Annotated in this window: 26 protein-coding genes; 16 read left to right on the top strand and 10 right to left on the bottom strand. The window is 69.6% G+C overall.

What is annotated here, in order from left to right:
• The first annotated feature begins 105 nt into the window (after positions 1-105).
• From hemH to EV668_RS14860, 3 genes are all read left to right on the top strand, one after another.
• On the top strand, positions 106-1,200 hold the full coding sequence (gene hemH, locus EV668_RS14870; RefSeq protein ID WP_133771324.1) for a ferrochelatase: 1,095 nt from the start codon (positions 106-108) through the stop codon (positions 1,198-1,200).
• A gap of 303 nt (positions 1,201-1,503) precedes the next feature.
• Entirely contained in the window at positions 1,504-2,604 is a 1,101-nt protein-coding gene (locus EV668_RS14865; RefSeq protein ID WP_133771322.1) for an LLM class flavin-dependent oxidoreductase, read from the top strand.
• 82 nt (positions 2,605-2,686) lie between these two features.
• On the top strand, positions 2,687-3,235 hold the full coding sequence (locus tag EV668_RS14860) for a flavin reductase family protein (RefSeq protein ID WP_133772073.1): 549 nt from the start codon (positions 2,687-2,689) through the stop codon (positions 3,233-3,235).
• A gap of 33 nt (positions 3,236-3,268) precedes the next feature.
• On the opposite strand, the gene EV668_RS14855 is transcribed toward EV668_RS14860, so the two are convergent.
• Positions 3,269-5,137, bottom strand: coding sequence for a sigma-54-dependent Fis family transcriptional regulator (locus EV668_RS14855; RefSeq protein ID WP_133771320.1), 1,869 nt, complete (start codon positions 5,135-5,137; stop codon positions 3,269-3,271).
• A 491-nt stretch (positions 5,138-5,628) separates the two neighbouring features.
• On the opposite strand from EV668_RS14855, the gene EV668_RS14845 reads away from it, so the two are divergent.
• On the top strand, positions 5,629-6,054 hold the full coding sequence (locus tag EV668_RS14845; protein WP_133771316.1) for a CoA-binding protein: 426 nt from the start codon (positions 5,629-5,631) through the stop codon (positions 6,052-6,054).
• 34 nt (positions 6,055-6,088) lie between these two features.
• Here EV668_RS14845 and EV668_RS14840 read toward each other — a convergent pair whose 3' ends face one another.
• Complete coding sequence (locus tag EV668_RS14840) at positions 6,089-6,583, bottom strand: L,D-transpeptidase (RefSeq protein ID WP_133771314.1); 495 nt, start codon at positions 6,581-6,583, stop codon at positions 6,089-6,091.
• A 309-nt stretch (positions 6,584-6,892) separates the two neighbouring features.
• Here EV668_RS14840 and EV668_RS14835 point away from each other — a divergent pair, with 309 nt between their 5' ends.
• The 9 genes from EV668_RS14835 (at position 6,893) to EV668_RS14795 (ending at position 14,347) form a co-directional block, all read left to right on the top strand.
• On the top strand, positions 6,893-8,059 hold the full coding sequence (locus EV668_RS14835) for a hypothetical protein (RefSeq protein ID WP_133771312.1): 1,167 nt from the start codon (positions 6,893-6,895) through the stop codon (positions 8,057-8,059).
• Positions 8,056-8,640: a protein-S-isoprenylcysteine O-methyltransferase gene (locus EV668_RS14830; protein WP_133771310.1), complete on the top strand. Its 585-nt coding sequence runs from the start codon at positions 8,056-8,058 to the stop codon at positions 8,638-8,640. Before EV668_RS14835 ends, EV668_RS14830 begins: the two co-directional genes overlap by 4 nt.
• Before the next feature lie 294 nt (positions 8,641-8,934).
• Entirely contained in the window at positions 8,935-9,063 is a 129-nt protein-coding gene (locus tag EV668_RS14825; protein WP_133771308.1) for an ABC transporter, read from the top strand.
• Positions 9,064-9,219: 156 nt separating this feature from the next.
• Positions 9,220-9,927 (top strand): hypothetical protein, encoded by a 708-nt coding sequence (locus EV668_RS14820; protein WP_208111547.1) that lies wholly within the window; start codon positions 9,220-9,222, stop codon positions 9,925-9,927.
• Between the two features lie 59 nt (positions 9,928-9,986).
• Positions 9,987-10,433 (top strand): cytidine deaminase, encoded by a 447-nt coding sequence (locus tag EV668_RS14815; RefSeq protein ID WP_133771306.1) that lies wholly within the window; start codon positions 9,987-9,989, stop codon positions 10,431-10,433.
• On the top strand, positions 10,423-11,250 hold the full coding sequence (locus EV668_RS14810) for a purine-nucleoside phosphorylase (protein WP_133771304.1): 828 nt from the start codon (positions 10,423-10,425) through the stop codon (positions 11,248-11,250). The genes EV668_RS14815 and EV668_RS14810 overlap by 11 nt, the downstream gene beginning before the upstream one ends.
• A complete protein-coding gene (locus tag EV668_RS14805; protein ID WP_133771302.1) occupies positions 11,243-12,067 on the top strand; it encodes an NAD-dependent epimerase/dehydratase family protein in 825 nt (274 codons plus the stop codon). The genes EV668_RS14810 and EV668_RS14805 overlap by 8 nt, the downstream gene beginning before the upstream one ends.
• 7 nt (positions 12,068-12,074) lie before the next feature.
• Positions 12,075-13,391, top strand: coding sequence for a thymidine phosphorylase (gene deoA, locus EV668_RS14800; RefSeq protein WP_133771300.1), 1,317 nt, complete (start codon positions 12,075-12,077; stop codon positions 13,389-13,391).
• The gene (locus tag EV668_RS14795) at positions 13,388-14,347 is read left to right on the top strand and encodes a 2-hydroxyacid dehydrogenase (protein ID WP_133771298.1); all 960 of its coding nucleotides are present in this window, start codon (positions 13,388-13,390) and stop codon (positions 14,345-14,347) included. The genes deoA and EV668_RS14795 overlap by 4 nt, the downstream gene beginning before the upstream one ends.
• A gap of 179 nt (positions 14,348-14,526) precedes the next feature.
• Here the strand turns inward: EV668_RS14795 and EV668_RS14790 are convergent, their stop codons facing one another.
• Entirely contained in the window at positions 14,527-15,396 is an 870-nt protein-coding gene (locus EV668_RS14790; protein ID WP_133771296.1) for a C40 family peptidase, read from the bottom strand.
• Between the two features lie 180 nt (positions 15,397-15,576).
• Here EV668_RS14790 and EV668_RS14785 point away from each other — a divergent pair, with 180 nt between their 5' ends.
• Complete coding sequence (locus EV668_RS14785; protein WP_133771294.1) at positions 15,577-16,152, top strand: YidB family protein; 576 nt, start codon at positions 15,577-15,579, stop codon at positions 16,150-16,152.
• 87 nt (positions 16,153-16,239) lie between these two features.
• Here the strand turns inward: EV668_RS14785 and EV668_RS14780 are convergent, their stop codons facing one another.
• From EV668_RS14780 to glsA, 5 genes are all read right to left on the bottom strand, one after another.
• Complete coding sequence (locus EV668_RS14780) at positions 16,240-16,926, bottom strand: fumarylacetoacetate hydrolase family protein (protein ID WP_133771292.1); 687 nt, start codon at positions 16,924-16,926, stop codon at positions 16,240-16,242.
• Positions 16,927-17,019: 93 nt separating this feature from the next.
• The gene (locus EV668_RS14775) at positions 17,020-17,529 is read right to left on the bottom strand and encodes a hypothetical protein (protein ID WP_133771289.1); all 510 of its coding nucleotides are present in this window, start codon (positions 17,527-17,529) and stop codon (positions 17,020-17,022) included.
• Positions 17,530-17,616: 87 nt separating this feature from the next.
• A complete protein-coding gene (locus EV668_RS14770) occupies positions 17,617-17,826 on the bottom strand; it encodes a hypothetical protein (RefSeq protein ID WP_133771287.1) in 210 nt (69 codons plus the stop codon).
• A gap of 41 nt (positions 17,827-17,867) precedes the next feature.
• A complete protein-coding gene (locus tag EV668_RS14765) occupies positions 17,868-19,487 on the bottom strand; it encodes an MFS transporter (protein ID WP_245513194.1) in 1,620 nt (539 codons plus the stop codon).
• Positions 19,488-19,540: 53 nt separating this feature from the next.
• Entirely contained in the window at positions 19,541-20,536 is a 996-nt protein-coding gene (gene glsA / locus EV668_RS14760; protein WP_133771285.1) for a glutaminase A, read from the bottom strand.
• 209 nt (positions 20,537-20,745) lie between these two features.
• Here glsA and EV668_RS14755 point away from each other — a divergent pair, with 209 nt between their 5' ends.
• Positions 20,746-22,185: a metal-dependent hydrolase family protein gene (locus EV668_RS14755; RefSeq protein ID WP_133771283.1), complete on the top strand. Its 1,440-nt coding sequence runs from the start codon at positions 20,746-20,748 to the stop codon at positions 22,183-22,185.
• A 36-nt stretch (positions 22,186-22,221) separates the two neighbouring features.
• Positions 22,222-22,986 carry a GntR family transcriptional regulator gene (locus EV668_RS14750; protein ID WP_245513192.1) on the top strand — a complete coding sequence of 255 codons (765 nt, stop codon included), beginning with the start codon at positions 22,222-22,224 and terminating at the stop codon, positions 22,984-22,986.
• Here EV668_RS14750 and EV668_RS14745 read toward each other — a convergent pair.
• Positions 22,970-23,713: an aspartate/glutamate racemase family protein gene (locus tag EV668_RS14745; RefSeq protein WP_133771282.1), complete on the bottom strand. Its 744-nt coding sequence runs from the start codon at positions 23,711-23,713 to the stop codon at positions 22,970-22,972. The genes EV668_RS14750 and EV668_RS14745 overlap by 17 nt on opposite strands.
• Positions 23,713-24,504: an ABC transporter permease gene (locus EV668_RS14740; protein WP_133771280.1), complete on the bottom strand. Its 792-nt coding sequence runs from the start codon at positions 24,502-24,504 to the stop codon at positions 23,713-23,715. The genes EV668_RS14745 and EV668_RS14740 overlap by 1 nt, the downstream gene beginning before the upstream one ends.
• Position 24,505: the final 1 nt, after the last annotated feature.

Here is a 24,505-nt window from a genome sequence, read left to right as displayed (position 1 = left end):
CCACGGGGGCCGGCGCGCCGGCGGGAGATGGCGCGGCCCGATTGCGACGAAGCGGCCCGCCGCGCAAGCCTCGGCAGCAGATTGGAAATCCCCTAAGGGAGCAGAATGACCGACCCGCTTCCCGCCGAGCGCCCGCCTGTGCCCCTCCCCGCCAATGCCCTCGACGGCCAGGCGGTCGGCACCCGACCCGCCGGACATCCGAACGCACGATCGGGCCGGATCGGCGTCCTCCTCATGAATCTCGGAACGCCCGAGGCGACCGATTACTGGTCGATGCGGCGCTATCTGAAGGAGTTCCTCTCCGACCGGCGCGTGATCGAGACGTCGCGTCTGATCTGGTGGCCGATCCTGAACCTCATCATCCTGACGAAGCGGCCCGGCCCGAAGGGGCGCGACTACGCCTCCATCTGGAACACGGAGCAGAACGAGGGCCCGCTCAAGACCATTACCCGCAACCAGGCCGAATCGCTCGCGCGCGACTTCGCGCATCTCGGCGATCGCGTCGTCGTCGACTGGTCGATGCGCTACGGCCTGCCACGCACGGCCGACCGCATCCAGGCGCTGCTCGACCAGGGCTGCGACCGCATCCTCGCGGTCCCGCTCTATCCGCAATATGCGGCGGCGACGGTTGCCACGGCCTGCGATCAGGTCTTCGCCGCGCTCGCCCGGATGCGCTGGCAGCCCTCGATCCGCATCGCGCCGCCCTGGCACGACGACCCGGTCTATATCGAGGCGATCGAGGCGAGCATGCGCGAGAGCCTCGCGAAGCTCGATTTCGAGCCGGAGGTCGTTCTCGTCTCCTTCCACGGCGTGCCGAAGGAATATCTCGACAAGGGCGATCCCTATTACTGCCAGTGCGTGAAGACCTTCCGCCTGTTGCGCGACCGCTTCGGCTGGCCGGCCGAGCGCTTCCGCCTGAGTTTCCAATCGCGCTTCGGCAACGCCGAATGGCTCCGGCCCTATACCGACGAGACCGTGACGGCCCTCGCCAAGAGCGGCGTCAAGCGCATGGCCATCGTGGCGCCCGGCTTCACCGCCGATTGCCTCGAGACGCTGGAGGAACTCGACGGCGAGAACCGCCACTATTTCGAGGGCAACGGCGGCGAACGCTTCGCCTATCTGCCTTGCCTCAACGACAGCCCCCGCGGGATGGACGTCATCCGCAACGTCGTGGAGCGGGAGCTGAAAGGCTGGGTGTAAGGGCGCGGTCGCGCCCGCCGGTTCGCGGCCGCCTCCCTCGGGGCCGAGCATCTTGGCGCGATAGCGGCCCATGCCGTTCGCAGCCCAGGGCCCCGAGTTGTCTCAAGAGCGAGACGGCAAGTCTCAGACGTGAGACAAGACGAAGACAGATCAGACTCTTCTCTCATCACGAAGGCAGCCGTCACGCCGTGATCTCGGCGGCTTTCGAAGCCATCTCGACCTTCCGAATGCTGGCATAGGACTTGCCGTTCTATGCCCGGCGCCTGCAACGCGCGCCCACGGCAAGAAACGGAAGGAAACTCCATGGAGATCGGCTATTTCACCATGCCCTCTCACCCGCCGGAGCGGGGCCTGAAGGACGGCCACGACTGGGACCTGCAGGTGCTGCGCTGGGCCGACGAGCTCGGCTACCAGGAAGCCTGGGTCGGCGAGCACCATACCGCTCCCTGGGAGCCCCATCCGGCGCCCGACCTGCTGCTCGCCCAGGCGTTCCGCGAGACCAAGACCATCCGTCTCGGACCGGGAGGATTCCTGCTGCCCTATCACCACCCGGCGGAACTCGCGAACCGGGTGGCGATGCTCGATCACCTGTCCGAGGGCCGGCTCAATTTCGGCGTCGCGGCGAGCGGCCTGCCGAGCGACTGGGCGATGTTCAACGTCGACGGCATGTCCGGCCAGAACCGCGACATGACCCGCGAGGCCCTCGAGATCATCCTCAAGCTGTGGACCGAGGACGCGCCCTGGACCCATACCGGCAAGTACTGGACGGTGACGAAGCCGGAGGTGATGTTCGACTTCCTGAAGCCCCACATCAAGCCGGTCCAGGCCCCGCATCCGCCGATCGCCGTCGCCGGCCTCAGCAAGGGCTCCGACACGCTCAAGCTCGCGGGCGAGCGCGGCTTCATTCCGATGAGCCTCAACCTCAACCCGGCCTATGTCTCGAGCCACTGGGATTCGGTGATGGCCGGCGCGGCGAGGACCGGGCGGACGCCGAACCGGAAGGATTGGCGCATGGTGCGCGAGGTCTTCGTCGCCGATACGGACGAGGAGGCCTGGAGGCTCTCCGTCGGCGACATGATGGGTCGCATGATGGGTGAGTACTTCCTCCAGCTCCTCGGCCATTTCGGCTTCAAGGACTATCTCAAGCACGAGCCGGACGTGCCGGACAGCGACGTGACGGTCGAGTATTGCGCCAAGCACAACTGGATCATCGGCTCGCCGAGCACCGTGGCCGAGAAGATCGAGAAGATCTACCACGAGGTCGGCGGCTTCGGCACGCTGCTCGTGTTCGGCTTCGACTATTCCCACAACCCGGAAGCCTGGCGCAATTCGCTGCGCCTGCTGAAGCAGGAGGTGCTGCCTCGCCTCAAGCACCTCGACGTGCAGATCGGCAAGGCAGCCTAGGCGGATGCTCCCCTCTCCCCGCGACAGGGGAGAGGGGTTGATCCGGCAGGCAGATGGACGCAACGGCGACTTGAGCGGACCCATGGACGGACAGCGCTTCAAACAGGCCATGCGGCATTGCGCCGGCGCGGTGGCCCTGGTCACGGTCGGCCGGGAGGGACGCGCCCGCACGGGCCTGACCGTGACGGCGGTCTGCTCGCTCTCGGACGATCCCCCCTCGCTGCTCGTCTGCGTGAACCGCAATGCCAGCGCGCATCCCCGCATCCGCGAGGAGGGCTGTTTCGGGGTGAGCTTCCTCGCCCACGAGCATATGGCCCTCGCCCTGACCTTCAGCGGCCAGAAGGGGGTCGAGGGCGATGCCCGCTTCGCCTTCGGCCGCTGGGCCGCGGGCGTCACCGGCGCGCCCATCCTGGAGGACGCGCTCGTCTCGTTCGATTGCGAGCTGCGCGAGGCGGTCGAGACGAAGACCCATTCGATCTTCATCGGCGATATCCGGGATGTCGGATTCAGGCCCGAGGCGCGGCCGCTGATCTATCTGCGCGGCGCCTTCCACGACGTGCATCCGGTGCGCCCCGTCGTCTCCCTCGGGGATATCGAGGCCCGCCGCATGATCTGGAGCGGCTTCTCATGATCGGACCGGCCGCGGCGGTCGCTCCGGCGGGCGTCAATGCGCCCGCGCGGGCTCGATGCCGAAGGCCTTCATCTTCCGGTACAGCGTCGCCCGGCTGATCTTGAGCGAACGCGCCGCCTCGAGCACGTGCCCGCCCGCCCGCTGCAGCGCATCGGCGATGACGTTGCGCTCGGCCGTCTCGAAATCGGCGGCCGGCACCTCGGCCGCGCAGGGCGGCAGGTCGAGATCTCCCGGCGCGATCAGCCCGCCATCGGCCGTGCAGCCCGCGAGCCGCAGCACGTGGCGGAGCTGGCGGATATTGCCGGGAAAGGGATAGGCCATCAGGGCAGTCCGCGCCTCGGCCGTCAGGCGGGCCAGGGGCGCTTCCTCCGCCGCCACCCGGGCGATCACCTCGGCCTTGTCGCCGCGCTCGCGCAGCGGCGGCAAGTCGATCTGCAATCCGCGCAGACGATAATAGAGATCGGCCCGGAAGCCGCCATCCGCGACCATGGCGCCGAGATCGCGATGGGTCGCGCTGATCAGCCGGACATCGACCGGGACGGGCCTCAGCGCGCCGAGCGGGCGCACCTCGCGATTCTCCAGCACGCGCAGCAGGCGGGTCTGAAGCGCCGGCGGCATGTCCCCGATCTCGTCGAGGAAGAGCGTGCCGCCATCGGCCTGAGCGATCAGGCCCTTGCTGCCGCTCCGTCGCGCTCCCGTGAAGGCGCCCCCCTCGTAGCCGAACAATTCGGCATCGATCAGGCTTTCGGGCATCGCCGCGCAGTTGAGCGCGACGTAGGGGCGGCCCGCCCTCGCCGCAGAGGCATGGATCGCGCGGGCGAAAGCGTCCTTTCCGCTTCCGGTCTCGCCCTGGAGCAGCACCGGAATCGTCGCGTCGGCGATCCGGGCGAGCCGGCTCACGCTCCGCATCAGCGCGGGATCGCTGCCGGCGAGGCGGAGCAGATCGGCGTCACACCGCGCCTCGCCCGGCCGCTCGCGCCGTCCGGCGAGGCCCGAGGCAGGTCGAACCGGCGCCGCGAGATGACCGAAGCCGACCCCGCCGCGGCCGAGCAGCCTCGTCTGCTCCGCGGAGAGGTCCAGCCGGGCGCCATCGAGGCGGAGCGCCTGCGAGAGCAGAAGCCCGCTCGCGATCGCCTCATCCGACAGGTCGAGCGCCCGGCGGGCCGCGCGGGTCGCTCCGAGGAGGCGCTGATCCTCGTCGAAGGCGACCAGCGCGCCGTCTCCGCTTCCCGATCGGGCAAGGGCGAGGATCCACCCGTTCCGGAAGCGGGTCCGGAAGATCGCCTGCTCGATGCGCCGTGCGGCCTGCACCGTGATGGCGAGGGCCATTTGATGGGCGGCTCGGTCGAGATCTGCCCGGCACGAGGTGATGTTGACCGCGCCCGCCAGCCGCCCGACCTCGTCGAAGACGGGCGCGACCGCGCAGCTGAACATGGCCCATTGCTCGCGGAAATGCTCGTGATGCTGAACCGTGGTCGGCCGCTCCTCCGCCAGTGCCGTGCCGAGGCCGTTGGTCCCTTCGACCGCCTCCGAGAACACCGATCCCGTATAGATCTTCCAGTCGCGCAGGGTCGTGGCGGCGTCCCCGTCCGGCAGCCGGCTGACCATGATCGTGGCGGCGGTATCCGCCAGATTGACGCAATAGCCGGCCTCGCGCACCACGCCGTGGAGCATGTCGAGCTCCGGCATCGCGATCCGGATCAGCTCGTCCATCGCGGCGGCGCTCGTCTTCAGCTCGGACTGCGTCAGCGTCTGGGGAGGTCCGAGCCGGGCCGGATCGAGCTTGTGGTCGACCAGGCAGCGCCGCCACGAATTCGCGACCCCGGACCGGTCCGCTGCCGCCGGGTTCGACGCGACCGAGAGCACACGATCCACGTGATTGCGAGCCGCCATGCGACCCATCGCGGCGCCTCCTCCCTTGATCGGCCTCTTGGGGCCGTTCTTCTGCTCTCAATCTCGCCCCGTGATCGAGAAAGTCAATCTGAAACGCGGCCCCCGTGATCGTCCTCTTGGCCCATCCTTGCTTCTGCTGTGGCCTCGGATCGGCATGCTCCGCGACACGCCCCGCTTTCCTCGACAGGTCGACGACGCCGGCGGTGCCGATGGCGGGAACCGGCCACGGCTTCTCCGATTGACCTCCCAAGCCTCGTCTCGAAGGAGCACCCGATGAGCGATCCCCGCGTCAATCCCGGCGGACCCTACGATCCCCAGCCTCAGCCCGCGACGCCGCCGGGCCCCGCTCCGGTTCCGCCCGGACACGCGCCCCTCGAAGTCCCGCCTGCGCCGGCCTCCGAGCCGCCCGGCATTCCCGCGACGGACCCGGACCGCGCGCCTGATCCAGGGCCGGCGGCGCCGCCCGCGGCCCCTCCCCCCTCCGGACCGACGGCGAGCCGATGAGCGGTGCCGGGCTTCCGGGCGAAGACGGGGATGCGATCGGGCGCCTCCTCGGCGACGTCCGCACGATCGCGATGGTCGGGGCGAGCCCCGACCCGTCCCGGCCGTCCTTCGGGATCATGAGATATCTGCAGAGCGCCGGATATCGGGTGATTCCCGTCAATCCCGGCCATGCCGGTACGGTTCTCCACGGCGAGCCGGTCCGGGCGAGCCTGAAAGAGGCCGGCCCCGTCGATCTCGTGAACGTCTTCCGCAGATCGGAGGCCATCGACGAGGTCGTCGATCAGGCCATCGCGGCGCGGGCTCCGGCGATCTGGACGCAGCTCGGAATCGACAACGAGCCCGCGCTGGCGCGGGCTCGAGCGGCTGGGCTGGAAGTGGTGTCCCGACGCTGCATCAGCGTCGAGCATTCCCGTCGACGCTGAAGGCCCCGGCTCGCAGGCCGGGGCGGCGAAGACCTCAGCGGGTCACGACGACGGTCGTGCCGACCTGGACGCGTTCGTAGAGGTCCTGGATATCGGCATTGTGCATCCGCACGCAGCCGTAGGAGGCGAAGGTGCCGATGGAACGGGGATTGTTCGTGCCGTGAATGGCATATTGCCCGCGGTCGAGAACGAGCGCGCGGGTGCCCATCGGATTGTTCTTGGCACCGCCGGGAATCACGTTCGGGAGCCGGGGATTGTCGCGCTTGATCTCATCCGGGGGCGACCAGGCGGGCTTGACGTACTTGCCCGCCACCGTCGCCGTGCCGGCCCATTGCTTGCCGGCCCGGCCGACCGCCACCGGGTAGCGCAGGGCGGAGCCGTAATCCGTCACGAAATAGAGTTTCCGCTCCGCATTCCGGACGACGATCGTCCCGGGCGCCACGGACGGATCGAAACGCACCACCTCACGGGCCTGCGCTGCCGAGGCCAGAGCCGTCAGGGCCAGAGCCGCAACCGCGATTGTTCTCATCGACGACACCCTCCTGAGGTCCGCGAGGCTAGCGGATCGACGTTTCGCCGCAGTTTCCCGCAGCCCGATGCATATGACCCGGCGCATGCCCATCTTCTGACGGAAGAGGGCGCCGCCACCGGCGGATATCACGGCCAAGCTTGACCGTACCAGCGATAACGGCCGAGGACATCGACGAGTTCCCGTCTGGACATTCCCTTTCGGATCGTTTGCAACGGCGCTTCGCGCGGTGGTTAACGGGGTGTGGTGGGCGACATGGGGGCCTCCGTCAGGAGACGATCGTTCTGGCACATCGGAGGCTACGATCCGATGCCGGTCGATCTGGCCTATGGACGCTTCGTGCGCGAGCTCGCACGCTTCACCCGAACGTGGTCCATCCGGGCCGAGGCCGGCCCGCCCACGCAGGTCGGCGATCTCGTCACCTGGACCGTCGCCGCCCAGGGCAATGGCTGGACGGTCGAGACCGACGTCAGGATGCTCCGCTGGGACGAGCTGATGGACGGCGTCGGAGAGCGCCCCCTCGCGAGGCGCCTCTGGGAAGCGGTGCTGGCGCTGCTCGATTTCTCGGTGTCGGGCGCCCTTGCCGGCTATATCCGGCTGGCCTGGCGATACGCGCTGTTCTTCCTCTATCCGCTGGTCCTGATCGTCGCGCTGGCAGCGCTCTCCGCCGCCATCGGCATCGCCGCCGCGCGGGCGGGCGCCCCGGCTTGGGCCAGCATCCCGCTCGGCCTCCTCGTCTTTGCCGGACTGATCGTCTGGGGCCGGACCGCCCTTCGCCTGAACCATCTGCTCGACGACTGGATCTTCTCGCGCGAGATCATCCGACGCCCCGACCCGAGGCTGAGGGCCAAGATCGAGGCGGCGGCGCGCGATCTGATCGCCGCGGAGGAAGAGGGCAGCGCTGACGAGATCGTGGTGCTCGGCCATAGCCTCGGGGCCGTGCTCGGGGCCGAGATCCTGGCGAGGGCCCTGACGTTGAAGCCGTCGCTGGGCACGGGCCGCGTCAAGATCGGCTTCGCGACCGTGGGCTCCTCCATTCCGAAGATCGCGCTGCATCGGCGCGCCTCCGGGCTCCGACACGCCGTCGGCCTGGTCGGCGCGGCACCGGGAATCGTCTGGATCGACTACCAGGCGCGGACCGACGTCATGAACTTCTACAAGGTCCATGCCGTACGGGACCTGCGAGCCGGGGAGCGCGGCCCTCTCGTCCGCACGGTCCCGATCCGCAAGGTGCTCGACCCGGACTATTATCGCCGGGTGCGCACGAATTTCCTGCGCATCCACAACCAGTTCGTCAGCGCCAATGACGTGCGCTCGATCTACGACTACTTCATGATCGCCTGCGGACCCTGCCATCTCGGAACGCTCGCCCGCGCGCAGGGCGGAGCCGAGGCCTGCATCCGACCGGACGGGTCCATCGAGACCGGACGGGTCGTCCCTTTCGCGCCGCTTCCTGGACTCGACGTCGAACCATGACCCCCCTCGCCGCCAAGATCGCCTTCTGCGCGATGCCCGTCGCCTGGTACGTGATCCGGCTGCCCCACGAGCTGCGCTCGCGCCGGACGCCCGTCACGCGCAATGCGCGCGATCTCCGCGAGGTCGTGCTGCTCCTGATCTCGCTGTCGGGCCTCGGGATCATCCCCTTCCTCTATGTCGCGACCGGCATGCCGCGGATGGCGGAACGCGCCTTCGTGCCGGTTCTCGCGTGGCTCGGTATCGCGGTGGCGCTGGTCGCGCTCCTGATGTTCAGGCTCACCCACAAGGCGCTGGGCCGGAACTGGTCGGTTTCCCTGGAGGTCCGCGAAAACCACCGGCTGATCCAGGAGGGCGTCTACGCCCGCGTGCGCCATCCGATGTACACGGCCTTCTGGCTGTGGGCGGTCGCCCAGGCGCTGCTGCTCCCGAACTGGGTGGCGGGCCTCTCGGGGCTTGTCGGGTTCGGCACCCTCTATCTGTTCAGGATCGGACGCGAGGAGCGCATGATGCTCGAGGCGTTCGGGGACGAGTATCGCATCTACGCGGCCCGCACGGCGCGGCTGATTCCCTGGCTGTACTGACCGTCTCGAGGGGGATTCGGCCGGGGACCGGTCGCCGAGCAAGGGGTGGAACCGGCGAAAAGCCTTTCATTCGCGGCGAATTCGTTGCAATTTGACGGCATCGGATGTGGCAGAATTTACCCTCCTGCCGGGAACTCGACGCCGGGATGGCGCGTTCGACATTTCGCACTCGCAACTGTGTCTTTTTCGCACTAGAGTACTGGCGTGTGAGGCCTATAGCATTCACTGCGATACCAGTGATGCGTACCAACCAAACACCCGGTGTCGTCTAGTTCACCAAGAAGGGGGTTCTTCATGAAGAAGGCTTTCGCGATCGCCGCGGTTGCCGGCATCGTTCTCAGCGCCGGTGCTTGCATCGGCAAGGGCAAGGGCAAGGCTCCTCCGCCGGCCCCGATCCCGGCTGCTATCGTTACCAAGGGCTAAGGCCTTTCCAGGGGGGCCGCGCGAGCGGCCCCCCTTTTTGTCCGCGCGTCCAATTTAGAACGAGACAAGACGACGCGCTCGTCATGCTTTCTTGACCATGGCCAGGTTGCGTATCGGGCCTAAAATAGGGGGCTGGAGGGGCTTTCGGAGCTTCAGATGCGAAATTTTATCGGCCAGTGGGCCCGTCTCGGCGCCCTCGCGCTCTGTTTTTCAGTCACTGCCGCCATCACGGCTCCGCGCGCCGAAAACGGCTTCGACCTCGACGGTCCTTCGTCCTCGGCGGTTCCGAGCCAGGCCGTCGCCAACACGTCCGACCAACCGCCCATCGAATATGCGAGCCAGGCGCAGGAGCGTCGCGCGACTCGCGGCAGACGGGCCGCCGCCCCGGCTGCACCCGGCGCCTATTTCATCGAATTCCGCTCTCGCTATGCGCAGAGCTACGGGCATTCCTACGCCGCCTTCGGGCGCCTGAATTCGCGTGGTCAGATCATTTCCAGCGAGGTCGCAGGCCTGCATCCGGCCGGGGACAGCCCCGTGCCGTGGATGATCGGGCACCTGATTCCCGTTCCGTCGGAGACCGGTCCGAGCGACGGCGATCTCGAGGACATGTACATCTCGAATCGCTGGCGCGTGACGATGGGCGAAGCCGATTATATGAAGCTCGTCGCCAAGATCCGGCAGATGCAGCGCTCGACGCCGCTCTGGAGCGCGACGACCTATAACTGCAACTCGTTCCTCGGCGACATCGCGCGCTATATGGGTCTGCGATCGGGCGGCTCGATCCTTCAGACGCCTCCGAACTACGTAGCCACGATGAAGCGGGCCAACGGCAACCGGTCCAGCATCCCGCCCGGCTCGATCTGAGCCGGGTCCCGGCGGCAGGCGCCATAGCCGGGCCGCCCTGACAGCGCGGAGCGATCCCCTTGGTCGACAGACCGGCCGCGAAGACGGATCGCCGCGCACTCCTCGACGCGGCCGCCACCGCGCGGAATCGGGCCTATGCGCCCTATTCGCGCTTCCCCGTCGGAGCCGCGATCGCGACGGCCTCGGGCAGGATTTTCGCCGGCTGCAACGTCGAGAACGCGTCCTACCCGGTCGGCACCTGCGCCGAGGCGGGCGCCATCGCCGCCATGGTGGCGGCGGGCGAGACCCGCATTGCCGAGATCGTCATCCTCGGCGGCGGGCGGGACGCCCTCGCGCCCTGCGGAGCCTGCCGCCAGCGCATCCTCGAATTCGCCGACGGGGCGACGCAGGTCCATATGGCCTCGCCTGACGGAATCGCCCGCTCGATCCGCGCCGTCGATCTGCTCCCCGAAGCGTTCGGCCCCACCTCGCTCCGGCCGCCCGCGGCCCCCGACGATGCGCGCTGAGGACCGGGTCGCCGAAGCCCTCGCCGCCCTTGCGGCGCGCGGAATCTCGGGCCGCTTCGACTGCGCGCTCGTCCTCGGCACGGGCCTCTCGCAGCTCGCCGACGACGTCGCCGATGCGGTCTCCGTTCCGTTCGGCGAGGTACCGCATCTCGCACCGGCCCGCGTCACCGGCCACGAGGGCCGCATCGTCGCCGGTCGCTACGGCCGCCGCCGTGTCCTCGTGTTCCAGGGGCGGGTGCACTTCTATGAAGCGGGCGATGCCGCCGCGATGGCCGTCCCCATCGGGATCGTCGCCGCCCTCGGCGCGCCGCCCCTGATCCTGACGAGCGCGGCGGGCGCGGTGAATCCCGGCCTGCCGGTCGGAGGCCTCGTCCTCGTCTGCGACCACATCAATTATTCCGGCCTGAACCCGCTTCTCGGAGAGACGGGGGACGCCCGCTTCGTGCCCATGGTCGGTGCCTATGATGCGGGTCTCCGGGCCGATCTGACGCGAGCCGCGGCGGCTGCCGAGGTGCCGCTCCCCGAGGGCGTCTACATGTGGTTTTCCGGACCGAGCTTCGAGACGCCGGCGGAAATCCGCATGGCGGGACTGCTCGGAGCGGATCTCGTCGGCATGTCGACCGTGCCGGAGGTGATCCTGGCCCGTTTCCACGGTCTGCGGGTTGCCGCAATCTCCGCCGTGACCAATATGGCGGCAGGGATCGGAGACAGCCCGCTGGCCCACACGCATGCGGAGACGAACGCGGCCGCTGCCGCGGCGGCTCCGAAGCTGCGGCGGGTCCTCCGGGCCTATCTGTCGGGACGAGACGATGACTGATCGACACCAAGACGCCTCCTCCCGTCCGGCTGGAGCCATTCTCCTCACCGGCGCTTCGGGAGCGCTCGGCCGGGTCCTGGCACGAGGCCTCGCAGCCGAGGGCTGGACGCTGCGCCTGACCGATATCGTCCCCTTTCCCGATCCCGTGCCGGCGGGCTGCACCTTCGAGGCGGCCGACCTCGTGGACCGCGACGCGGTCGCCCGGCTCGCGGAGGGTTGCTCCGCCATCCTCCATTTCGGCGGCACGTCCGTGGAGAAGCCGTTCGACGAGGTGATCGGGCCGAACATCGCCGGCCTCTACAACATCTACGAGGCCGCCCGCCTGGCGAAGGCGCGCGTCGTCTTCGCGTCCTCGAACCACACGATCGGCTTCCACGCCCGCTCGACCACGATCGATCCCGACAGCCCCCTGAGGCCGGACGGCTATTACGGCGCCTCCAAGGTCTGGGGCGAGATGATGGCCGGGCTGTATTGGCGCAAGCACGCCGTCGAGAGCGTGATCGTGCGTATCGGCTCCTGCTTCCCGGAGCCGGTCGATGCACGCATGCTGGCGACCTGGCTTTCCTACGGCGACCTGACCCGTCTCTGCATCCGGGCGATCCTCGCGCCGCAGGTCGGTTGCTGCGTGGTCTGGGGCGCGTCGAACAACAGCCGCATGACCTGGTGGGAAGGCGATGCCAGGGACCTCATCGGCTGGGCGCCGGAGGATTCGGCCGACGGCTTCGCCGAGGCCCTCGCGGCCAAGACGAGCGACGATCCCGTGATCGAAGCCCATCAGGGCGGCGGCTATGTGAAGATCGGCTGGACGCGACCCTGAGGCCTGCATGTTCCTGCCGCAGGAGGTGATCCGGGCGAAGCGCGACGGACGGGCGCTCGAGCCGGAGGAGATCGAGGCCTTCGTCGCGGGGCTCGTCGATGGCGGGGTGGGAGAAGGCCAGGCGGCCGCCCTTGCCATGGCCATCTGCATCCGGGGCCTCTCGCTCGCCGAATGCGTGGCCTTGACGGGCGCGATGACGCGGTCGGGCACCGTGCTCGCCTGGGACCTTCCGGGGCCGGCGCTCGACAAGCATTCGACCGGCGGCGTCGGGGACGGCGTCAGCCTTGTCCTCGCCCCCGCCGTCGCGGCCTGCGGCGGCTACGTGCCGATGATCGCCGGCCGCGGGCTCGGCCATACCGGCGGCACGCTCGACAAGCTCGATTCGATCCCCGGCTATGTCTCCCAGCCCGACCTCGACACCTTCCGCCGCGTCGTGCGCGAGGCCGGCTGCGCCGTCATCGGCCAGACGCCCGACATCGCCCCCGCCGACCGCCGCCTCTATGCGATCCGCGACGTCACCGGAACGGTCGAATCGATCGATCTCATCACCTCCTCGATCCTCTCGAAGAAGCTCGCGGCCGGGCTCGACGGCCTCGTGATGGACGTCAAGACCGGGTCCGGCGCGTTCCTCGCACAGCCCGAGGAGTCGCGCGCGCTCGCCGAGCGGATCGTCGCGGTGGCGAACGGAGCCGGCCTCCGCACGAGCGCCTACCTCACGGACATGGCCGCCCCGCTCGCCTCCGTCGCCGGCAACGCGCTCGAGATCCGGCACGCCGTCGACCACCTCGCCGGACGGCAGGTCGAGCCCCGCTTTCAGGCGGTCACGGTCGCCCTCGGCGGTGCGATGCTGGCTCTGGGCGGGCTGGCCTCCGACGAGGCGGAGGGCCGGCGGCGGATCGAGGAGGCCTTCGCCTCGGGCGCGGCAGCCGAGCGGTTCGGGCGCATGGTGAGCGCGCTTGGCGGGCCGGCAGACCTCGTCGAGCGCCCGGAGCGCCATCTTCCCGCAGCGCCCGTCCGGCGCGAGATCGGTGCTTCGGCCCGCGGCTTCGTCGAGGCGATCGACACGCGCGCGCTCGGCCTCGCCGTCGTCGCGCTCGGCGGCGGCCGGGTCCGCGCCGCAGATCCCATCGATCATGCCGTGGGACTGGTCCGGTTCGCGGGGATCGGGGCCGAGATCGAGGAAGACACGCCGCTCGCGATCGTGCATGCGGGATCGGACGACGCGGCCGAGCGTGCCGCCCGCGCCGTCCGGGCCGCCTACAGCATCGGCGAGCGCCCTCCCGTCATCCCGCCGGTCGTCGGCGAACGCATCGAGGCCCCATGACGTCGCGCCCCAACTCCCTGCTCCTCGCCGTCACGGGCTGGCACGAGGAGTCCTGGCTCGATCGCTTCCGCCGCCTCCTGCCCGATCGCGACACCGTCTCCGCCCGCGAGCCTTTCGATCCGGCCTCCATCCGCTATGCTGCGACGTGGAAGCACAGGCCGGGCGTGCTCTCGAACCTGCCGAACCTCGAAGCCGTCTTCTCGCTCGGCGCCGGGATCGACCATCTCGCGACCGATCCGAACCTTCCGGACGTGCCGGTCCTTCGTGTCGTCGACCAGGACCTCACCGAGCGGATGAGCGAGTACGTCGTGATGCATTGCCTGATGCATCTGCGGAAGGGCTGGACCTATGCCGACCGCCAGCGCCGCGGCGTCTGGGAGGACGACCGCGAGCAGCCGGCCGCGCGGGATGTCCGGGTCGGCATCATGGGGCTCGGCGTGCTCGGGGGCGATTCCGCGCGCAAGCTCCGGATCATGGGCTTCGACGTCGCCGGCTGGAGCCGCACGAAGCGCGAGATCGACGGCATCCCGACCTATGCCGGCGAGGGCGAATTGCCGGCCTTCCTCGCCCGCACCGACATCCTCGTCGTGCTGCTGCCGCTGACGGCCGACACGCGCGGCCTCCTCGACGCCCGGCTCTTCGCAGGCCTCGCGCGGGACGGCCGGCTCGGCGGGCCGATCCTCGTCAATGCCGGCCGGGGCGGATTGCAGGTCGAGACCGACATCCTCGCCGCCCTCGACGACGGCACGCTGAAGGCCGCGACGCTCGACGTCTTCGAGACCGAGCCGCTGCCGTCCGCCTCGCGCCTGTGGACGCATCCGGCGGTGCAGATCACGCCCCACAACGCCGCCATGAGCGACCCCGACGCGATCGCCTCGGCCGTCGCCGCCCAGATCCGCCGCCACGAGGGCGGGCAATCCTTCATCAACGCGGTGGACCTGACGCGGGGCTATTGAGGGCGGGAGGGGCCGCTTGGCCGCCCCCTGGACTGCCGAGCACGCCATCCCGACCGTCCTCATGCTGAGGTGCTCGGCTTCGCCGAGCCTCGAAGCACGCGCGTCCGTGATGCGTCCTTCGAGGCCTCGCTTCGCGAGGCGCCTCAGGATGAGGAGGGAGGGAGTGCCGGATCAGGCTTTCAACCCCGCGGGCGCTGATGCTCCGGCAGGCGCCGCCGCATCGTGACCGGGCCGCCTCCGCCCTCGCGGATGCGGCTCTCGGCCTCCGCCAGGGGCTCGATCGCGACGGCCATGTGGTGGCCGTTGGCATGAAGCAGGCGCGCGCCGTCCAGCATCAGGCCGACATGGCCCTTCCAGAACACGACATCGCCGCGGGCGAGGGAGCCACCCTCCGGCAGGGGCTGCCCGAGCCCGGCTTCCTGCATGTCGCTGTCACGCGGCGCGGCGATGCCGGCGGCGGCGAGAGCGAGTTGGACGAGGCCGGAGCAATCGATGCCGAGGCTCGACTTGCCGCCCCAGAGATAGGGAGCGCCGAGGAGCCGTTCCGCGACGGCGACGTAATCGGGCTCGCGCTCGCTCACGGGTCGCAGATGCGCCGCCCAGGCATAGCCGCCGCCGGCGAGGGGCAGATAGCCGCGCTCGACCTCGCCGGAGGCCCCGACGGCGGCGCCGAGGCTAAGGAAGGACAGGGGCGGCGTCTTCAGGTCCGGGGCCGGATAGACGAAGGTCCGCACGGCCCGAACGCGATGGGTCGGGGCCGGCGCCTCGGCACCGAGCACGGACGACGGCAGGTAGCCGACATAGCCGTCCTGCAGGAGCTGAGCCCAGGCATAGCCGTCGCGCTCGTCGAAGATGCGGACGGGCTCGCCCATCAGCGCTTCGGTATCGAGGGGCGCATCGGGAGCGGGACGTCGCCGGAGAGGGGCGCAAGGCGCCACGATCCGGGCTTCGCGGCCCGCGACGTAGCGCTCCGCCTGCACCGTGCCCCGCAGGCGCTCGTCCGCGAGGTCGGGTCTCGCAGCCGCGAGGCGCCTGTCGGAAGTTGCCATTGCCCATCTCCGCTTCCGTCGTCCGGCATTGCCGGCCGCCAGGTCCGCGCCATTCCCGCCGCCCGTATCACACGAAGATGAAGGAAGGCCGAGGGATCGATCTCGACCCTCGCGCGTTTCTGGCTCAAGCTTGACTGTCGCCGCGCACGGCATGCCCGGGCGCGCGCACGGAAGGATGGAATGATGGGTCTTCTCGACAATATCCTCGGCAGCAAGGACGGCGGAAGCACGTCTCCGCTGACGAAGATCCTGCTGGCGCTGCTCGCGGCCAAGGCGGCCTCGTCCTATTTCGGCAAGGACGACGCCTCAGCGGCGAAGGCCGAGGCGGCCCCGGCGCCGGATCAATCGGGAACCATCCAGAGCGGCATCCTCGCCGGCTTTCCGAGCCTCGAATCCATTGCCGGCTCCATCTTCGGCCGGGGCGATGCGCCGGCGCAGAACGCGCCCGGCTCGTCTCCCGAGCCGGCAGGGTCTGGCACGATCCAGAGCGGCGTCCTCGCCGGCCTGCCGAGCCTCGATTCGCTGCTCGACCGGTTCCGCGGCGGCGGGCTCGGCGACAAGGTCGATTCCTGGGTCGGCCCGGGCGAGAACAAGCCCGTCGCCCCGACGGAGCTGAACAGCGTGCTGGACGAGCGGACGCTGGGCGAACTCGAGAAGGCCACCGGTCTGCCGCGCGATCAGCTCCTTCAGCAGCTCTCGAGCGTCCTGCCCCAGGCGATCTCGAAGCTCAGCTCGGGCGGAAGCGGGACGCGCTGAAGCGCCCCCCGGAGAGGGCGCGACGCGCTCTCTCCGCATGACGCCCTCCGTGGATCGCGCGGAGGGCGCCGTGCTGTCGGCCTGCCGTCAGGCGACCTTGATGCGGAGCGTCCCGACGCCCTCGACGCCGCCTTCCATGACGTCGCCGGTCTTGACGGCGCCGACACCGGCGGGCGTGCCGGTCATGATCAGGTCGCCCGCCTTGAGTTCGAACAGGCGAGAGATCGTCGCGATGACCTCCGGGATCGTCCAGATCAGGTCGGCGAGATCGCCCTCCTGCTTCGTCTGGCCGTTGACGTCGAGCCAGACGCGCCCCTTGGACGGATGGCCGATCGCGGCGACGGTCTTGAGCGCCGTGCAGGGCGCCGAATGGTCGAAGCCCTTCGCGACGTCCCACGGACGCCCCATCTTCTTTGCCTCGGCCTGGAGATCCCGGCGGGTCATGTCGAGCCCGACGGCATAGCCGTAGACATGGTCCAGGGCGTCGGCCTCCGCGATGTCCCGCCCGCCCGTCTTGAGCGCGACGACGAGCTCGATCTCGTGGTGCACGTCCTTCGTGCCGGGCGGATAGGGGAAATCGCGCGCCGCATCGAGCACCGCGTCGGACGGCTTCAGGAAGAAGAAGGGAGGCTCGCGGTTCGGATCGTGCCCCATCTCCCGCGCATGCTCGGCATAGTTGCGGCCGATGCAGTAGATGCGCCGGACGGGAAAGCGCCCGCTTTCTCCCTCCACCGGCAGCGAGGCCACGGCGGGCGGATCGATGACATAGGACATGCGCGGATTTTCCTGATGGCGCTGGCCGCTTAGCCGAAAATGAAGGCCTGTTCCAGCGCGCCGGAGCAGCGGGTGGCCGGGCCCGAGGCCGGCTCAGCGCGCATCGCGCCTCGCCTGGGCATTCCGGGTCGCCTGCGAGACGCTGCCGACCTTCGCGCGGTTCACGGCGGTCCGCCGCCGGGCGCTTTCCTGGGGCCGCATCCCGGTGCGGCCGGTGCGGCCGGGATCGGGAGCGCCGGTTCCATCGGCCGCCTGTTTCGCGGCGACGGCTCCGCGCAAGGCCTCGCGCGCCTCCATGACGCGCCGACGATCGGCTTCCTTGTTGAGCCGCTTCAGCGCGCCCGCGAAGACCTGCTTGCGCCGGGCCGGCTTCTCGATATTGCCCGGGAAGCTGCCGCCCCGCTCGCCGGCCTTGCCGCGGATGCTCCGGCGCAGGGTCCGCGCCAGGGTCCGCTCCTTGTCCCGAAGCGTGCGGATGCGCTGCCGCAGGTCCGGGAGAGCGGCGCCGTCGACCTCGTAGAGGGCCGGATAATGGGTCTGCGCGAGCGTCGCGAATTCGTCCTGGCTCAGGAGCGAGCGCTCCGTCTTGAGGGCGATCGTCATGGCGTATCCTCCGGATATTGGTTCGGGTGAGCGATTCCCCTCAGCCTGCCACGGCCTCCTCGCCTGCGCCAAGTCGAAGGGGATCGCTCAGCGGCAGCGGCGGAAGGGCGTCACGCGCCAGCGGCCCCGGACCCAGCGCCGGACATGGCCGTCCCGGCAGACGACGCGCCGCTGCCGGACGCGCGCCTCCGAGACGAGATCGCTCGCCGAGACGGCCTTGGCGCTCGGCACGGCGGTCGCCGGAGGAGCGCCAAGGAGGCATAAGGCGGCCACCGCCACGACCAGCATCGACCTCATCGGCAACCCTCCACTCCGCGTCGTCGGATCATCACGCCCGATCAGGGCTCCGGGATCTCGCCCGGACGATAGCCCGGCAGCCGCCCGGCCGGCAGGATCGCCAGCAGCGCGAGCCCTGCCATGAGCAGCAGGCCGATCTTGAGCGCCTGGAGCCTCGCCTCGGTGTTGACGCGCAGGGCCTCGGCCTTCTGCTCCGGCGAGGCGTCGGTTCTCGCGATCACCCCGGCCAGGTGGTCGTTGCTGACGAACGTGATGCTGTCGAGATCGACCTGCGCCTGGATCGCGGGCGGCAGCACCGGATTCTCGGCGACCCTGCGCATGACGGCCGAACTCAGCAGGCCGACCAGCAGCGCGCCGGCGACGGCCGTCCCGACCGCCGCGGCGAGGTTGTTGGTCGTGCCCCTCAGCGAGCCGACATCGCCCGCGAGTTCCTTCGGCGATGCGGTCACGAGCACGTTGAAGAGCAGCGTCACGAGCGATCCCTGGCCGATGCCGAAGACGACGAGCCCGAGCAGCACGGGGATGGAACTCCAGTCGTTCCGGACCACCAGGGCGAGCCACAACAGCGCGACGGTGCACAGCACGAAGCCGAAGCGGCCGATCTGACGCGGCGTGAAGCGGTCGTAGAAGCGGACGATGACCATGGCCGCGAAGAACACCGTCAGGTTGAACGGCAGCATGGCGACGGCCGTCGCCATGGGCGTGCGGCCCTGCACGATCTGGATGTAGAGCGGCACGGAGAAATTGAGCGCGGCCTCGAGCGCGACGACCGAGAACATGGCGTAGACGGCCGCCCGTTCGGCCGGCGATTCGAGGACGGAGAGCGGCAGGAGGGGCGTCTCGCCCGACGCCTCCCGTCGCCGCGTCCAGCGCAGGAAACCCTGCCCGAGCACGAGGCCGATCACGATCATGACCGGCGCCGGCGACAGCCCGAGCAGCGTGAAGGGCGCTCCGGGCTGCGCGATCCCCAATCCCCACCGGTTGAGGTTGTTGAAGCCGAAGCTGATCAGGACGATCGCCGAGGCCGCGAGCGCAACCCCGACGAAGTCGATCCGGACGTCGGGCCGGCCCTGGTCAGGCCGCAGGCGGAAGCTCAGGAAGAGCACGAGCGCCGAGACCGCGATCAGGATCCCGAAGACCGGCCGCCAGCCGATATAGGTGCCGAGCACGCCGCCGATGAGGAAGGCCGCGACGCCCGCGCCGGCACGGGCCGAGCCGAGCGCCCCGAGCGCCGTCGCCTGCTGGGCGCCGCGATAATTCTCCGCGATCAGGGCAACGAGCGCCGGCACGATGACCGCGCCCGCAGCGCCGCAGACGGCCTGAGCCGTGATCATGATCGTCGCGTTCGGGCTGAACGTCATCATCACCTGCGAGACACAGAAGACCACCACCGCGAGGCGGAAGACCCTGAGCGCTCCGGACCGCTGGACCAGCTTCGCGCCCAGCATCACGAAGCCGGCGACGATCATGGAATAGGCGACGATCCCGGTCGCCACCGTCGTCGGCGGGACGCCGAAGCTCTGAACCATTCCGCCCAGGGCCACCGGCAGCGAGGCGACGTTGAACGACATGATCGCCTGGCCGAGCGCGATGCAGATCATCGGCACCCAGGATGCCTGCTCCTCGGCATGCGGCCCGTCGGTCGTCGTCGCACCCGTCATCGCTGCCCCCTGAAGAAGTTGCCGGAAAAGCCCATCATCGCCGCGTGCCGCGATCAGGCCGGCGCGGAAACGAGAAGGTCGAGGCCGAGGCGCTGCGACAGGAACTGCGCGACCAGTTGCCCCTTGATGCTGTTCCCCGCCTCGTCCAGCGGCGGGGCGAAGGTGCCGAGCCCGCCCTTCCCCGGCGAGACCGTGACGATCCCTCCGCCGATCCCGCTCTTGCCGGGAAGGCCGATCTCGTAGAGCCAGTCGCCCGAGGTCTCGTAGAGGCCCGCCGTCAGCATGACCGCGAGCGCGTAGTGGCAGACGGAGGGGTCGACCACCTGCTCGCGCGTGACGGGATTGAAGCCGCCATCGGCGAGCGTCGCGCCCATCACGGCGAGATCGCGGGCGCTCACGTCCAGCGCGCATTGCCGCGTGTAGAGGTCCGTCGCCTCCATCGGATCGCAATAGATCCGCCCGACGCTGTCGAGCATCAGCGCGATGCTCCGGTTCCGATGATTGGTTTCGGAGGCGGACTGGTAGACCTCCTCGTTCAGAGCCAGGTCGCGCCCCGCGAAGCGCGACAGGCCATCGCGGATGAAGCGCCACCGCTCTTCGAGCGTGGCGCCAGGGACGAGGCTCGTCGTCGCGATCGCACCGGCATTGACCATGGGGTTCGTGCGCCCCCCGGGGCTGCGCTCGATCCCGGCCAGCGAGTTGAAGGCATATCCGGTGGCGTTGACGCCGAGCCGCTCGCGCGCTCCGGTCGCGCCGATCAGGTCGCAGACGAGCGCGAAAACGAACGGCTTCGAGACGCTCATGATCGTGAAGTCGCGGTCCGCGTCGCCGACGGCGAAGGCACGGCCGTCGGTTCCGACGACGCAGATACCGAAAAGGTCGGCCGGAACGCGCGCCAGCGCCGGGTAGACTTGCGAAACCTCGCCGGTGCCGATGGAAGAAAACCGCTCGTGAGCCTCAACGACCAGACTCTGGACGCGCTCGGCGGAGGGCAGGCGGCCGGTCGAGACATGCCGTTCCGGCTGATCTGCGCTCCCCCTCACCTCCATCGACACACTCCGAAAATTTTATATTTATCACGTTCTATTTCGAGCAAGTCTCAGGATACACGCACAGGAGATTAGGCGCGTCAAGGACTAGAAAACCTGTTTAGATGCGCAGTATGACGGGGCGGGGCACGGCCGATTTGCTGTGCCCTTCGGGCTGTCGGCTCGTGCGCGGATCCCCCGCCGCCGACCCGCAGACGGGAAGGCACGTCATGATCCGCGTCGGGCAAAAGTATCAGCACCTCGTCCACGGCCTCGGCTGCGGCTGCCAGAGCCCGTTGCTGGAGAGAGCCTCTCGCCGCCTCGACGCCTTCTCCCGCCGCGGCTTCCTGACAGGCGTCGCCGCGCTCGCCGGAGCGGCCGCGGCGCCGGCCCTTGCTCAGCCCAGCGGGGCGCCGGGCAAGACGCTGCTGCGGCGGGCGCGGCTCTTCGACGGCAAGGCGGATTCCCTGCGCGCGGCCCAGATCCTGATCGAGGGCGGCCGCGTCATCTCCGTCGACACCACCAATGCCGCGCCGCAGCCGGGCTGGACCGTGATCGATTGCGGCGACCGCATGGTGATGCCCGGCCTCATCGACGCGCATTGGCACACGCTGTTCGCGGCCGTGCCGGCCCATGTGCTCGTGACCGCGGATCCCGGCGCGATCTTCGCCGCCTCCACGGCCGAAGCCGCCCGCACCCTGCAGCGCGGCTTCACGACGGTCCGAGACCTCGGCGGCCCGGTCTTCTCCTTCAAACAGGCGATCGATACGGGCGTCATTCCCGGCCCGCGCATCTATCCGTCCGGCGCGATGATCACGACGTCGGGGGGGCATGCCGATCTGCGCATGCTGACCGACATCCCGCGCGAGCCGGCCCGCCTCAGCAAGATCGAGAGCTTCGGCGGCGCGATGATCGCCGACAGCGTCGGCGAACTCAAGCTGCGGATCCGCGAACAGCTTCTGCAGGGCGCCTCCCAGATCAAGCTCGTCGGAGGGGGCGGCGTCTCGTCCCCGCGCAGCCCGCTCGACATGGTGACCTTCGGCGAGGACGAACTGCGCGCCGGCGTCGAGGTCGCGCGCGACTGGAACACCTATGTCGCCGTGCACGCCTTCGCGCCGCAGGCCGTCCAGCGCGCCGTCGCGGCCGGCGCCGCCTGTATCGAGCACGCCCATCTGATGGACGAGAAGACCGCCGCATCGATGGCGGAGAAGGGCGTCTGGCTCAGCATCCAGCCCTTCCTGAGCGAGGCGGATTCCGGGCCGCTGACGGGGGCGAGCCACGACCGGATGCAGCAGGTCATCGGCGGCACCCCGACGGCTTTCGCGCTCGCCCGGAAGCACGGCATCAAGACCGCCTGGGGCTCCGATATCCTGTTCTCGGCGCAGATGACCCCGCGCCAGGGCACCATGCTCAGCCATCTCGGCCGCTGGTACAGCAATGCCGAGGCCCTGCGGATGGCGACCTCCGGCAATGCCGGGCTGCTCGCCCTGTCCGGGCCGCGCAACCCCTATCCCGGCAAGCTCGGCGTGATCGAGGAGGGGGCTTTCGCCGACATCCTCGTCGTGAACGGCAACCTGCTCGAGAACCTGAGCCTGATCGAGGATCCCGGCACGAATCTCGCACTCGTCATGAAGGATGGCCAGATTCACAAGAACACGCTCCGCTCCTAGCCGCGGGAGCACACGGGATCTCCCGCAGGAGCGGACGTGAGGGATCTGCCCGCCGGCGCCGTCCGGCGGCGCAGCGCGGATCCCTCCCTCGCCGAAAGCGCGGCCGAACGTCTTCGCGCCCTGATCGTGTCGAACACGTTCAAACCCGGCGACGCGCTCGGAGAGCCGATGCTGGTCGAGCGGCTCGGGACGTCCCGCAGTCCGGTCCGCGAGGCCTTGCGCCAACTCGCGACCGAAGGCCTCGTCACATTGCGGCGGAACCGGGCCGCGATCGTCTCGCGTCTCGATCCGGCGGAGCTGCACCACCTCTTCGAGGCCGAGGCCGCGATCGAGGGCTTCGCCGCCTCCCTGGCCGCCCTCCGCCCCGGCCGCCAGGACCTGAACCGGATGGCCGAGCTCCAGGAGGCGCTGGAGCGGGCCCATGACGAGGGCAACGCCGCCCGCTACATGCAGGCGAACCGGCAGCTCCACAGCCTCATCGTCGCCGCCGCCCGCAATCCGATCCTCGTCCAGATGCACGATCGCATCCTGCGCCAGTTGCAGCGGGCCCGGAACGCCGCCCTGTCGCAGGACGGCCGGATCGAGCAATCGATCCGGGAGCACCGCGCCATCCTCGCGGCGATCGAGGCGGGGGATGGCGACGAGGCCAGGAGGCTCGTCACCGGGCACATCCTGAACACCGATCAGGCCATCGCTCTCCTGCAGCAGGCCGTGCCGTCTCCTCGGGGCCCGGCCCACGCATCCCCCCGACCGCTTGCCGAGGAGAGAGCGCCTTCGCGGCCGATCAGCGGCCCGCCATGATCCGCGACAGGGCGGGCGGGAGGCCGGAATTCGGCTTCGCCGCGGGGCGGAGGTGGCGTCCTGCCTCCGGCAGGCGCGGCGTCATGGCGACCAGCATCTCGAGCTGGCGGATCGAGGCGGCGATCGGATCGACCAGCGGCACGGGGATCCGGTCCGCGACGAGCGGCGCGAGGCCGGCCAGCGGCGCGCCGGCGAGGACGATGACGTCGGGCCTGTCCTGCTCGACCGTGCGGCAGGCGAGCGCCACGAGCTGCTCGGCCTTCTCCTCCTGAACCTCGCCGATCGAGCGGAAGGCCTCGTCGAGATGCCGGATCGAGGCGCAGCGGCCGGTGAGGCCGTGTAGCGCGACGCAGTCCTCGTACCAGGAGGCGAGGGCCGGCGCGAAGGTCACGAGCGAGAAGCGCCGGCCGAGGAGGCAGGCGGCCAGCATGCCGGCCTCGGACATCCCGACGACCGGCACCTCGACCACGTCGCGCGCGGCATGGAGGCCCGGATCGCCGAAGGCCGCGATCACGGCCCCGTCATAATCGCCGCCCTTCTCCGCCAGCATCTCGAGCGCGATCGCGCCGCCGATCTGCGCCTCGGCCCGGCTCGACAGATACGGAAAGCCGCGCGGCGCCGTCACGGCGACGATCTCGGTGCCGGGCGAGGCCGCCCGCGTCGCGACCGCCGCCAGCCTCTCCGTGACGGAGGGGCTCGTATTGGGATTGAGGACCAGCAGCCGCATCAGACGGCCGCCATGCGCTTCAGCCCGACCAGCCGATCGCAGACGAGGAGAGCGAGGATCGTCAGCACGACCATGATCGTGGCGACGGCCGCAAGGGTCGGATCGGGGGACATCTCGAGCTGGTTCAGAAGCTGGATCGGCAGGGTCTTCGTGCGGACGTCGACGAGGAAGATCGAGACCGGGTAGTTGTCGAAGGACACGATGAAGGCGAAGAGCGCGCCGGAGACGAAGCCCGGCAGGATGTTCGGCACCAGCACGCGCCACAGCGCGGCCGGATAGGAACAGCCGAGCATGCGGGCCGCATCCACCATCGCGAAGTCGAAGAGGGCGAGGCTCGCCAGCACCGTCCGCATGATGAACGGCATCGTCACCACCACATGGGCCAGGAGCAGCGCCGCGTAGCCGTCGCGCAGCCCGATCTCGCGGGCGGCCTGCAGCATGGCGATGCCGAGCACCAGGCCCGGAATCATCAGCGGCGAGGTCATGAAGGTTGCGACCAGCCGGCCGCCCGGGATGAAGCCGCGCACGATCGCGATCGCGCAGAGCGTGCCGAGGAGGAGCGAGATCGCCGTCGACAGCCCCGCGATCTGCGTCGACAGCCAGAGCGCGCGCAGGATGCCGTCGGCGTTCCGGATGTTCTCGTACCAGCGCAGCGAGAAGCCGGTCGGCGGAAACGAGAAGATCGTGGAGGGCGAGAAGGAGATCGGGATCACGATCGCGATCGGCATGATCAGGAAGATCAGCACCAGCGCGAGGATGATCGCCGACAGGATTCGGGCCGCGGTCGCCATG

This window comes from Enterovirga rhinocerotis (assembly GCF_004363955.1).
Classification (GTDB): Bacteria; Pseudomonadota; Alphaproteobacteria; order Rhizobiales; family Beijerinckiaceae; genus Enterovirga; species Enterovirga rhinocerotis.
The sequence above is the reverse complement of the archived record's forward strand: the minus strand, read 5'-3'. Positions and strand labels throughout refer to the sequence as shown.

Coding starts and splice junctions, on each gene's coding strand:
- hemH (WP_133771324.1), top strand. CDS start 106: ATGACCGACCCGCTTCCCGCCGAGCGCCCGCCTGTGCCCCTCCCCGCC.
- EV668_RS14865 (WP_133771322.1), top strand. CDS start 1,504: ATGGAGATCGGCTATTTCACCATGCCCTCTCACCCGCCGGAGCGGGGC.
- EV668_RS14860 (WP_133772073.1), top strand. CDS start 2,687: ATGGACGGACAGCGCTTCAAACAGGCCATGCGGCATTGCGCCGGCGCG.
- EV668_RS14855 (WP_133771320.1), bottom strand. CDS start 5,137: ATGGGTCGCATGGCGGCTCGCAATCACGTGGATCGTGTGCTCTCGGTC.
- EV668_RS14845 (WP_133771316.1), top strand. CDS start 5,629: ATGAGCGGTGCCGGGCTTCCGGGCGAAGACGGGGATGCGATCGGGCGC.
- EV668_RS14840 (WP_133771314.1), bottom strand. CDS start 6,583: ATGAGAACAATCGCGGTTGCGGCTCTGGCCCTGACGGCTCTGGCCTCG.
- EV668_RS14835 (WP_133771312.1), top strand. CDS start 6,893: ATGCCGGTCGATCTGGCCTATGGACGCTTCGTGCGCGAGCTCGCACGC.
- EV668_RS14830 (WP_133771310.1), top strand. CDS start 8,056: ATGACCCCCCTCGCCGCCAAGATCGCCTTCTGCGCGATGCCCGTCGCC.
- EV668_RS14825 (WP_133771308.1), top strand. CDS start 8,935: ATGAAGAAGGCTTTCGCGATCGCCGCGGTTGCCGGCATCGTTCTCAGC.
- EV668_RS14820 (WP_208111547.1), top strand. CDS start 9,220: ATGCGAAATTTTATCGGCCAGTGGGCCCGTCTCGGCGCCCTCGCGCTC.
- EV668_RS14810 (WP_133771304.1), top strand. CDS start 10,423: ATGCGCGCTGAGGACCGGGTCGCCGAAGCCCTCGCCGCCCTTGCGGCG.
- EV668_RS14805 (WP_133771302.1), top strand. CDS start 11,243: ATGACTGATCGACACCAAGACGCCTCCTCCCGTCCGGCTGGAGCCATT.
- deoA (WP_133771300.1), top strand. CDS start 12,075: ATGTTCCTGCCGCAGGAGGTGATCCGGGCGAAGCGCGACGGACGGGCG.
- EV668_RS14795 (WP_133771298.1), top strand. CDS start 13,388: ATGACGTCGCGCCCCAACTCCCTGCTCCTCGCCGTCACGGGCTGGCAC.
- EV668_RS14790 (WP_133771296.1), bottom strand. CDS start 15,396: ATGGCAACTTCCGACAGGCGCCTCGCGGCTGCGAGACCCGACCTCGCG.
- EV668_RS14785 (WP_133771294.1), top strand. CDS start 15,577: ATGATGGGTCTTCTCGACAATATCCTCGGCAGCAAGGACGGCGGAAGC.
- EV668_RS14780 (WP_133771292.1), bottom strand. CDS start 16,926: ATGTCCTATGTCATCGATCCGCCCGCCGTGGCCTCGCTGCCGGTGGAG.
- EV668_RS14775 (WP_133771289.1), bottom strand. CDS start 17,529: ATGACGATCGCCCTCAAGACGGAGCGCTCGCTCCTGAGCCAGGACGAA.
- EV668_RS14770 (WP_133771287.1), bottom strand. CDS start 17,826: ATGAGGTCGATGCTGGTCGTGGCGGTGGCCGCCTTATGCCTCCTTGGC.
- EV668_RS14765 (WP_245513194.1), bottom strand. CDS start 19,487: ATGACGGGTGCGACGACGACCGACGGGCCGCATGCCGAGGAGCAGGCA.
- glsA (WP_133771285.1), bottom strand. CDS start 20,536: ATGGAGGTGAGGGGGAGCGCAGATCAGCCGGAACGGCATGTCTCGACC.
- EV668_RS14755 (WP_133771283.1), top strand. CDS start 20,746: ATGATCCGCGTCGGGCAAAAGTATCAGCACCTCGTCCACGGCCTCGGC.
- EV668_RS14745 (WP_133771282.1), bottom strand. CDS start 23,713: ATGCGGCTGCTGGTCCTCAATCCCAATACGAGCCCCTCCGTCACGGAG.
- EV668_RS14740 (WP_133771280.1), bottom strand. CDS start 24,504: ATGGCGACCGCGGCCCGAATCCTGTCGGCGATCATCCTCGCGCTGGTG.